The sequence below is a fragment of the Patescibacteria group bacterium genome (assembly GCA_022560785.1).
Classification (GTDB): domain Bacteria; phylum Patescibacteriota; class Minisyncoccia; order Phycocordibacterales; family JADFSL01; genus JADFSL01.
This window is the reverse complement of the sequence record JADFSL010000057.1, coordinates 1-2,132: the sequence shown is the minus strand read 5'-3', so window position 1 is coordinate 2,132 and position 2,132 is coordinate 1. Positions and strand designations below refer to the sequence as shown.

Below are 2,132 nucleotides of genomic sequence, written 5' to 3'. Positions count from 1 at the left end.
CAAAAAAAGGAGGAGTAATCATTTCTAACTTCTTCAAGAAATGGGAAATCTGTTTACCGCGAAGGTGTGAAAAGTACTTACCAGACTACTGGGAAATTACCTTACCGAAGCACTGGGAAAAGTACTTGACAGTTTACAACCCCAGATCAAGGGTTTGTCTTTTCTACTCAATGAGAGTACCATTCTCTTATGCTTGGGGAACGGAGCTATCTTGAAATACTCAGGAGTTTAAAGACTGCCTGTTGTGTTAGATTGCCAATTCCCAAGTGCGAGAGAACCTATTAAGGAAATTGTGTGTGCACCTTGAGTGCAGCCACTCATTAATAACCAGTATGGTCTTCTCAAAGAGAATAGACTCGCACGAATAAAAGCATCTGTTCCCTAATTGAGCAAGTTTTATTAACTCAGTCTCCTTGATCATTCTATCCTCCTTTTTTGCTTACCCTAAATATATAGATGCAAAAAAGGGTGAAAAGCGGACATTTTCTCTTAAGAGCATTATTATTTCTAAAACAAAGCGATTTGGCTAAGTACAAAAAAGAAAAGATAAACCTATAAGGAAGTTAACTAATTAAATCTCTAAGGTAGGACATTCTGGCTTGATCGTTATATATGACATTCTACTAACACTATAACACATCAGCTGCCGATATTTGACAAAAGAGACATATTCCAGTATTATCCCAAATGAAAAGGAGTTAGAAATGAGAAAAAAGATAATTCGTCTTGGATTGTTTGGACTGGGGACAGTAGGAAGAGGAATAGTAGAACTTCTTGACCGGGAGAAAGAAAAAGAAGAAGATTATGAATTTGTTTTGGAGAAAATAGTTGTTAAGCATTTAGATAAAAAGAGACCGTTTTCTTTTTCTCATCATTTGTTGACCACAAACCATAGGGAGATTCTGGAAAATCCAAAAATTAATACTATTATAGAGGTAATGGGAGGGATAAATCCTGCTGAAGAGATAATATTAGAGGCTTTGAAAAGAGGAAAAAATGTAATAACTGCTAACAAAGCCCTTTTGGCTCGAACAGGAAGTCTAATTTTCAAAGAAGCGAATGAGAATAATTGCTATTTAGGAGTAAGAGGGTCTAATATTGCCAGTTACCGCCTCATAGAGAGTATGACCTCCTCTCCTCTGCGGATTAATAAGCTAATAGGGGTTTTTAGTGGAACATGTAATTATATATTGACCGAGATGGAAAAAACAAAAGAGGATTTTTTTTCTATTCTCAAAAAAGCGCAGGACATTGGTTATGCAGAGAAGGACCCTTCTGATGATATTGATGGCTTTGATACAGCCCATAAGTTGGTAGTTTTACTTGGTTTGGCTACGGGGTTCTTCCCGCCTCTTGATTCTTTTTCCATAGAAGGAATTAGAAGAATTTCCTATCAAGATATTGTTTAACTTGCTGCTCTATGTCATGGCCTAGGGAGGGATGTACATCAGTGGTTATCGCATCCGGGTTCAGCGCGAGTTGCTCGCATTCGCAGCTGACGCTGCGCGCTGTCGTCGGATTATTATGAAAAACAACGAGTTAAGGCAAGCTTTATTTTGGCACGCTTCCTGCAAATAGAGACGCTATCGGATCGCGTCTCGCGGCCTTTTTATTATTTTGCACCATGACTACCCGGAGGAAAGATCCATGACGCCCGCAGAAGTACTTGTCTTCATCAAAGATGAAGGCGTCAAATTTATCGATTTTCGTTTCACCGACACGATCGGCAAAGAACAGCACGTCACGGTCCCCGCGCACACGGTTGACGAAGACCTGTTTGAAGACGGCAAAATGTTCGATGGCTCGTCAATAGCCGGTTGGAAGGGGATCAACGAGTCCGACATGATCTTGATGCCGGATGCGGCATCGGCAGTGCTCGACATCTTCACCGACGAAACAACGATGAATCTTCGCTGTCAGGTTGTCGAGCCCACGACCATGCAGGGCTATGATCGCTGCCCGCGCTCGCTCGCCTTTCGCGCACAGGCATACCTTGAGTCGACCGGCATAGCCGACGTAGCCTACTTCGGTCCGGAAAATGAATTTTTTGTCTTCGACCATGTCGCCTGGGACGACAACATGCAGGGTGCATTCTATAAAGTGGATTCTGAAGAAGGCGCATGGAACAGTGG

2 protein-coding genes are annotated in these 2,132 nt (G+C 41.8%); both read left to right on the top strand.

Translation table 11 applies throughout. The features are described 5' to 3' along the window. The first annotated feature begins 653 nt into the window (after positions 1-653). A complete protein-coding gene (locus IIB50_03325) occupies positions 654-1,409 on the top strand; it encodes a homoserine dehydrogenase (protein MCH7530119.1) in 756 nt (251 codons plus the stop codon). A 238-nt stretch (positions 1,410-1,647) separates the two neighbouring features. Then, on the top strand, positions 1,648-2,132 hold a 485-nt coding region (locus IIB50_03320), incomplete at its 3' end, for a glutamine synthetase beta-grasp domain-containing protein (GenBank protein MCH7530118.1).